5 protein-coding genes are annotated in these 8,545 nt (G+C 40.8%); 1 reads left to right on the forward strand and 4 read right to left on the reverse strand.

Going from position 1 to position 8,545, the window contains the following annotated elements; translation table 11 throughout:
* Nucleotides 1–66: 66 nt before the first annotated feature.
* The 4 genes from GSQ74_RS20060 to GSQ74_RS20075 form a co-directional block, all read right to left on the reverse strand.
* The gene (locus GSQ74_RS20060) at nt 67–1,212 is read right to left on the reverse strand and encodes a hypothetical protein (RefSeq protein WP_158995984.1); all 1,146 of its coding nucleotides are present in this window, start codon (nt 1,210–1,212) and stop codon (nt 67–69) included.
* Between the two features lie 17 nt (nt 1,213–1,229).
* On the reverse strand, nt 1,230–1,937 hold the full coding sequence (locus tag GSQ74_RS20065; RefSeq protein WP_158995985.1) for a DUF3823 domain-containing protein: 708 nt from the start codon (nt 1,935–1,937) through the stop codon (nt 1,230–1,232).
* A 27-nt stretch (nt 1,938–1,964) separates the two neighbouring features.
* Complete coding sequence (locus GSQ74_RS20070; RefSeq protein WP_158995986.1) at nt 1,965–3,815, reverse strand: RagB/SusD family nutrient uptake outer membrane protein; 1,851 nt, start codon at nt 3,813–3,815, stop codon at nt 1,965–1,967.
* A 61-nt stretch (nt 3,816–3,876) separates the two neighbouring features.
* On the reverse strand, nt 3,877–7,065 hold the full coding sequence (locus GSQ74_RS20075) for a TonB-dependent receptor (protein WP_158995987.1): 3,189 nt from the start codon (nt 7,063–7,065) through the stop codon (nt 3,877–3,879).
* Nucleotides 7,066–8,156: 1,091 nt separating this feature from the next.
* Here GSQ74_RS20075 and GSQ74_RS20080 point away from each other — a divergent pair.
* On the forward strand, nt 8,157–8,369 hold the full coding sequence (locus tag GSQ74_RS20080) for a hypothetical protein (RefSeq protein WP_158995988.1): 213 nt from the start codon (nt 8,157–8,159) through the stop codon (nt 8,367–8,369).
* Nucleotides 8,370–8,545: the final 176 nt, after the last annotated feature.

The raw sequence follows: 8,545 nt of genomic DNA on the forward strand, positions 1-8,545 counted from the left end.
TAAATGGCAGAGAGACATGCTCTCCGCCATTTTTGATAGTTTAAATTAATAAGTTTTAGGAAAAATTTATTTAGCAACAACTTCGAAATCATCAACGCCATAATTTTGAGCTGTTGTTACATTGCCTGTGGTATCGAAAAATATCTTTATAAAATTCATCTTAGTCAGATCCGGGCCCCCATCTCCCGTAATTTCTGCCCCTGGATCGCTAAATTTCAACTGCACGTGGTTCCAGCCATTTTTTAATGTCGGGATAATTGTAGTCAAATCCCAGCCAATACGATTATTGTCAGGCCCCCCGGAACTGCTAAACTGTATTTGTCCATCTTTTAACTGGGAAACATCCTGAACATAAAACCAGAATTGAAACTGTCCTGTTGCAATGGTTTGGGTTGTATTAACAGGGGCGGGCAGCGCATCAATAAACTGCTCAAAGCTTTGGCCGACAGCTAATGTTGCTTGGATATAGGCTTTCCCTTCTTTTTGACCGGTTGTTACCAAGGTTGGTGACCCCACTACCTGCCAGGCATTAAGTGCATCGCAGTTATCAATCTCCACGGGCGGCGGTGGCGGCACTACTGCAACCCTTATATCGTCGATGCCATAGTTTTGGGCTGCTGTTACATTGCCTGTGGTACTGAAAAATAGCTTAAAAAAATTCATCTTAGTCAGGTCCGGGCCCCCATCTCCCGTAATTTCTGCTCCTGGATCGCTAAATTTCAGCTGTAAAAAGTTCCAGCCAGTGTGTAATGTGTCGATAATTTTAGACAAATCCCAGCCAATGCGATTATTGTCAGGCGTGCCGGAACTGCTAAACTGTATCTGTCCACTTGCCAGTTGGGTAACATCCTGAACATAAAACCAGAATTTTAATTCGCCTGTACTTAAGGTTACCTTTGTATTAACAGGGGTGGGCAGCGCATCAATAAACTGCTCAAAGTTTTGCCCTGTAGCTAACGTTGCCTGAATAAAGCCCTTCCCTTCTTTTTGGCCGGTTGTTACTTCAGCCGGTGCTCCAACTACCTGCCATGCACCAAGCGCATCGCAATTATCAAATACAGCCGAGGTATCAATTATCGGTTTAGTTGTATCCACAGGCGGTGGTTTCAGGCTCGAGGTATCTCTGGATTTATATTGCACTTTTTGACAGCTAATAACTGTAAGTGCTATTACGAAGATGGTACATGCCATCATTATTTTAATGAATTTCATTTCCTTTTACTTAAAGATTAATTACTAGGAACATCTACCCTTATTATATTAGAAAAATTGGAGCTGAGGTAACTATCGTTTAAACGCACCCCAACGCGTACATAAAATGTACGGCCCGGTATAAGGTTAGGCACCGTTAAGGTTCTCGATTTATCGGCTGGGACCATATCAATAAAGTCTTTATTGATGGTTACGCCGTTATCGTCAGAGAAAACCTGTATTGAAGCTCCTGTACCTACCAAACTGGTTGTATTAACATAAGGTTGCGTGTCCTTAATGGTGGGTAAACCCGCCACTATCGGCGCATCAATATCATACGTCAGGGTTAGCGTTGTACCGTTTAAAGTCGCGGTAAAATTTTTGATCACCAGGTAAGGTGTAACGGTAAAGTTATGCGTTGTACCCTTAGTAAGGTTGACGGTTACAGTGTCAAAAACAGGCCAAAAGGCACCTCCGGTAGGTACAACCTTATAGCCCCCGCTAAATAGTTGAGTGTCCTCAAAGGTCCCATCGAATTTACTTGGGATAGTTTGAGGGGCAGTCCAGCCAATTTGTTGCATCCAGATTTGGGTACTGCCACCTGATGTAGGGAAATTACCGCCTGTTGATGATATTAAAGTACCCTGAAATGAAGCGTTGGGGCCAGGGTAATTATCTGTTTTTGTGCACGCAGAACTCGCAAGTATCGCTACGCCCATCAAAATTCTACTAATCAGTTTTTTCATATCTTAAATTTTTTAATATTTTAATTTTTAATAACCAGGATTGTTAGGCAACAAGTTCGGGTTGTTTGCAATTTCTCCACCCGGAAGAGGTTCGTAATAGTCTTGTTTAGGGAAAGTATATTCACGGTTAAACAATTCGGGTTCCGCAAGGAAAATGTATTTATTTTCATCATATACATAATATGGCATCAGGCCTTGAAAATGTGCTTTGTCTAACACCACATCAGCGGTGCGCCATCTTTTCAGATCCCAGTAATATTGGTTTTCAAAGGCAAGCTCCATGCACCTTTCATTACGTACCTGATCCAGGGTGACAGACGAATAAAGTGCTGCACCGGCCCTGGCCCTTATCAGGTTGATATCGGTTAATGCATCGCTGGTATTGCCTAATTCAACAGCAGCTTCGGCACGGTTCAGTAATACTTCCGCATAACGAAGGTCTATCCAGGGCTGTACGCTCGTGTTCAGATTTACAGCTGACTGAGCCTCATTGAAATTAATATATTTACGTACATAAAAACCTGTGCGCGTATATTCATCATCGCCTGTCCATGGCCCTGTATTGCCAATAACCTGCATACCCTGGTACAGTGTAGCTGTAGAACCTGCAAGTATATATGAGCGTGAGTTAGCCGGTTTTGCAACTTCAGCGGCAGCTGTTCCACTAAAAGATGGGTAAATACCTCTTTGCATATCAAAGGTAAGCCCTCTTAAGGTTGCTCCTGGGAAATAAATGGTAGCCTGCAATCTTGGTTCAAGCGTCTGCATTAGTTGTGCACGGTTATCATAACGCGTAGGTGTACCATCGGAGTTGGTTATCGGCAAATTACCCCAACGCTCAACCAAATCTAATGTTGGGTATGAGCGCGAAAGTGCATTAGCTGTAAAGTAGCGCGGCGACATGGTATCATCCCAGCTATGGGCTGTTTTGTTAGCCATAGAATACTGTTTTATAAAAATATTCTCAGGGCTGGCTGCGTCCAGGAATACTTCAACATAATTCTGTACCTTGTCATTCGGGTATCCATTATAAAGCGTGTACACACCATCGAGTAATTTTGCAGCGTCATAAGCTGCCTGGAAGTATCCGGTAGCTGCTGAGGCGGGGATGCCTGCGTAACCTGCTGTAACTGCTTGTCCGTCAACAAAATTTACTGAACCATATTTGGCAACACACGCAGCATATAACATTGCCCGCGATTTTAACGCTGCTGCAACATACTTGTTAGCCCTTCCTGCAACGCTGGTTGCGGGCATCATATTGTAACCCAAATCAAGCTCGGAGGCAATAAAATCCCAAACGGCTTGTTCCTTATCGCGATGTACCTGCAATGTTGCCAATGGTGCGCTCGGATCTTGAACAGTTGTTATAATTGGTACACCGCCGTAACGTTTAGCCAAACCGAAATAATAGTAAGCCCTTAAAAAGTGAGCCTCGCCCAAAAGCTGATTTACACCTGTTTGGGTTAATGAAGCAACATGGTTAGGCAGCTCAGCTATCATTATGTTAACATTCCTGATATCGGCGTATGGCCAGTAGCCAAAGCCTGTGCCAATATCCATACCGGCCCAAGGGCCAACCTCTTCGCCTGTAGCCGCGGCTTCGTTATAAAACTCCGTCCAATCATTAGCTCCGTGTTGAAAGCCTGCATAGCCATTGGTTGAAGCACCGTCATTGGTGCTGGGCGCGTATTTAAAATCCTCGATGGGTAAATCCTGGTATATACTTGCTAAAAACGATGTAACGCCCGCCTGGCTGTTAAATATAACATCAGACGTGAAGATATTGGGTGGCGCAATATCTAACTTTTGGCAGGAGGTTACCAAAGCTCCTGTAGTCACGGATATCGCAATAATTAATTTATTTATACTTTTCATATTTCAATAATTATTCGTTAATAATTTGCCTTTTAAAGGCACTCATAATATGCTTCGCAGTTTAAAATGAAACTGTAGCTCCCAGGTTAAAAGTCCTATCCTCAGGGTATGTGTATCCTGCGAATGTAGTACTAAAATTGGCACCATCTCCGGCGGTGCCACCTTGGCTAATTCCCTGGTGTTCAGGATCATAGTTCTGAAGTCCGGTGAATGTTAGCAGGTTGTAGCAGCTTACATACACCCTTAATCTTTTAACACCTATATGCTTCAAAGCTAAAGGGGATATGGAATAACCAAATTCAAGTGTTTTTACACGCAGGTAACTGGCATTCTGTATTGCTTTTGTGCCTTGTGCTTCTGGCGAGCCCATTGCAGGGTAAAACCCTGGTACCCATTGCGTGTTAGGGTCAAAAACATTTGCAGTAGGATTTACGGTATGATAGCTGTCAAGAAAGCGGGTTAACGCGCTTCCTTGATACATCAGCGGCTGTGCAAATTGCTCGCCGTATTGAACGTAAACACCGGCGGCGCCTTGTAAAAGCATGTTCATATCAAACCCTTTATAACTTAAGGCAATCGTAAAACCATAGTTATATAACGGAATATCGGTAGTGGCAATAGGCGTGTTATCCTTACCATCTATTACCCCATCATGATTCGTGTCCTGATAATAATAATCACCGGGAATCACACTATTATTACCTCCGCCCATGTTCACACCATAGTTCTGTATTTGCTTGTAAGTGGTAAACTGCCCGGCATAAGTAGGTCCCCACCATATGCTAGTATATCTGTTGCTTTGGCTTGACTGCCATTGTTGAAATTGGTTGCCAAAAGTACCTTGTAGAACAGTCATGTTTTCATCGCGGGTTGTGCCTATGTTACCGCTAATGTTTACGCCCAGTTTGCCAAATGTGTTCCTGTACGATAGGCTAAAGTCTAAACCTTGCACCCTGTCGCTGTTGTAGTTGATCTGTGGCGTAACAGCACCCACAGTTTGCGGTAGAACTGTGGAAGGTGTGGCTACCAACCCTGTCCTGTCGTTTCTGAAAACTTCAAGAGTTCCGTTAACTTTTCCATTAAATAAGCCGAAATCAAGTGCTAAATTCTTTAGGGTACTTACCGGCCATGTTAGGCCAGGGTTGCCAAGTTTTGGCTCTGAGCCGTTCACCGGAGCTGTGCCAAAAATATAAGAGTTTGCGACGCCATTGTTTAAGTTGCCAGAAGTATTTACGGCAGGGTAGGTATACCCGGTTACATAATTATATGCATTACCAGACTCGTCACCCATTTGACCCCAAGAAGCCCTGATCTTTAGGTTGGAGAGGATTTTGTTAGAAATCAGGTTACTAATAAAGCTTTCTTTAGTTAAAACCCAGCCTATTGATGCGCCCGGGAAGTTGCCCCATTGATCGGAACCTGGTTGATACAAACTGGTACCATCACGGCGAAAGGTGAATTCAGCAAGATACTTTCCTTTAAAATCATAGTCAAGCCGTCCTATATAACTCTGGTGCGAATAATCCTGTACAGCATTGGGATACTGACCACCAATCATATCTGTATTTGGCACGCCACCAAATAAATAGTTTACAGGTATCACAGTATCCTCGTAAGCATAAAAATTATCTTCGGTGTTATGGCTTTGCTCATAGGTAGCCATGGCAGATATGTTATGATCATGGAAAAAAGTATGCGCATAATTTAATGTTACCTGGCTTAGCGTATTAAAATTTGTGTAATACTGACGGGTTATACTAGAAGGTGAATTTATTGCTTGTGGTGTATAAATATCAGTAACAGCGTCGTAAGTATATAAATTATAGGTGTTTTGTATTTGATTATTGTCAGCAACCGAGTAATCAATGTTAAACAAAGCCTTGGCACTTAGTCCGGTTATGCCGGGTATGTCATACGTTAAGTTTAACTGGCTTGTAAAGCTTTTATTCTTGTTAACAATTGAACCTACCTCGTTGTCATTAGTTATGACAGCAGGATTCATGTTATCAGGCATTACAGAAGGGTATAAAGGATTGTTATTAGCATAAATCTGGTGAATAGGGATCTGATTCCAGGTATACTTATATACCGTGTATTCTTGCACGTCAGGCGAGTTTTTCTGATCCATCCAGCCCGATGTTAATACCTGTGCTTTTAACCCTTTGGCTATGCTAACGGTAACGTTTGAGCGAAAATTATACTTGTCGTAGTTTAAATCTCCACTTTTATAAACGCCGTCCTGGTTCTGGTAACCAAAGTTGAAGAAATAGCTTATCTTATCACTTCCGCCATCAATATTTAAATTATGGCTGATTTGGCTGGCTGTTTTGTTAAAAACAAGATCTGTCCAATCGGCAGATTTTTCAGTGCCGTTAAGATATGGCAGCATATCTGCATAAGAATATACTGGAGTTACGTTGCTAACAAAATTATTTTGGAAATCGCGTTTAGCAGCCTCATTAGCCAGCATCATATAATCTACAGCGCCTACGCCCTGGGGCATTCCTAAAAATGTTTGCACTGCACGGTTAACTGAATAATTGATGTTAACTTTTCCATTTGTTGATCCTTTTTTAGTTGTTACCAAAATTACACCGCCAGCAGCCCTTACACCGTATATAGATGCCGCGGCATCTTTTAGCACAGAGATACTTTCAATTTCATTTGGATCCATCCTGCCTAATGTTGACTGGTCGTTTCCCTCAATTATACCATCAATTACGATTAATGGGGGAGTTTGATAACCTCTTATATTCAAATCGTTAGCATAAGAACCCGGTTCGGCACTTGTTTGAACTATACGTATGCCCGGTATTTTACCGGTTAGCATGTTTACAACGCTTTCGTCTTTCGTTGTCATGATCTCTTTATTTTGAAGAGTTGTAACAGAGCCGGTTACCGTTGCCCTTTTTTGTGTGCCGTAGCCCACAACCACTACCTCATCAAGGCTTTTATTTGTAGCTTCTAAGGCGATTGTACCACCTTTTATGTTTTTAACTGCAATTTCCCTGAGTTGATAACCTACATAGGATACCTGTAAAATAGCATCGGGGCCAGGCACTGTAAGCTGGAACTTTCCGCCTATATTAGTAATAACACCGGTGGTTGTGCCTTTAATTTTTACACTTACCCCCTGAAGTGCTGACCCATCGGTTAAGTCTATCACTTTTCCACTGATCGAAGGTTGCTGGGCTAACAAACTAAGCGGGAAAAGAAAGAGAAGCATTAGTAAGTATTTTATTTTTTTCATATTGTCTTTCTATTAATTTTTGAGTTTAATTGGTTGGTTTACCAAGGTTAGGATAATAAATAGTGCATTGCAGCAGCATACTTACGGCGGGTTAAATTCGTAGTTGTACATGATTTTAATTTTAATTGGTTAAATAATCGACTGATGAATTGTGACGGTCAACAGGTATTATGATTGGTTTATTATTATAATAATTGGTTTATAATAATAACACGAAATAAAAGGTGGTCATTAATGAAAAATTAATGAAAGATTAATGTTAACCGTTAATGCGATAAAAAAGGGGGCTTTTGAAATGTTTTCCGCAATCGATTGTAATTTTTTATCACATATCGGAAATAACCGTAATATTAAAAAAGCTTATAAACGGGAAAATGCCTTATACAAGAAATCGTATAATTTCGTTTTTTTGAAATATTCTGTCGTGGTATTATAGATTGTTCATTACAGGCACTTTTCACACGGCAGGTATATTGCATCAATAAAGGAAATAAGCTCTATCGCCACAGTCAAGAAAACTGATTATAAAAAGTGGAGGCCAGGAAACTGTGAACGATTAAGTTAAAAGTTATGCTAATGATTCTTTCGTGGTCAAAAAGGTTGAGGAAGCCATTAGACCATTCAACGGGTTGGTTTGCCGGACAAAAAAAGAAATAAAGTATTTTTATTTGGTTAATAATCAAGAATTAATGCCTTTTCTCATCCCGCTATTCATTTATTAAAAGATTTGCCTACCGAATTGCCCGGAAAATTGCTATTTACGACTACGCAAAACCGCCTTTAAAGAGATTTAAAGGTGGTTTTTTGTTTATGGTGTATTTTTTTAAAAAAATATAATTTACTGTATATCATGTGATTGTTGATTATGGCCTTATCTCATCCGTTGATCTTTTAATCAGAACAAAGCCAGCAGTACTTGTACAAATCTTGCAGTTGATAATCAGGTTATTAACCTGTTACTTGCTGTACAGTAAGTGTTCGATATCGCACGTTCTTGGTTGGCAATGAACAAATAAATTGCTTAATATCAACTTGATACATCAATGGCATAATCAATGCAGCGATTTGTCGGTACATCCCAAAATTGCATCATGGAAGAGTATATTTGGTTTCTGGTTGAATTATTTATCTCGGGTAAAGCGACCGAGGCTGAAGCAAGTGAACTTGTTTACCTGTTAGGCATGCACCCTGATTCGCTGTACGCGGTCAAAGAATTCCTGAATGAATACAACGATCCTGATCCGCAGGTAACATCCAGCCAAAAGCAGGCCTTGCTGAACCGGGCCGAAAAATATCCATCATGAATTTGCTTACCTTCCATTTTACGCGTTTACAACTGAACAGTTCTTTGGCACTTCTAATAGATTTCCATTGCATGGTAAATTAGAATTGTTTAAGGGGCGTAGCTTGTTTATCTTAATCATCACAGGTTTAAAAATCGAATTAATCATTTGTGTCATTATTACAATTATTTTTTTTT

Source organism: Mucilaginibacter sp. L196, from assembly GCF_009765905.1.
GTDB lineage: Bacteria > Bacteroidota > Bacteroidia > Sphingobacteriales > Sphingobacteriaceae > Mucilaginibacter.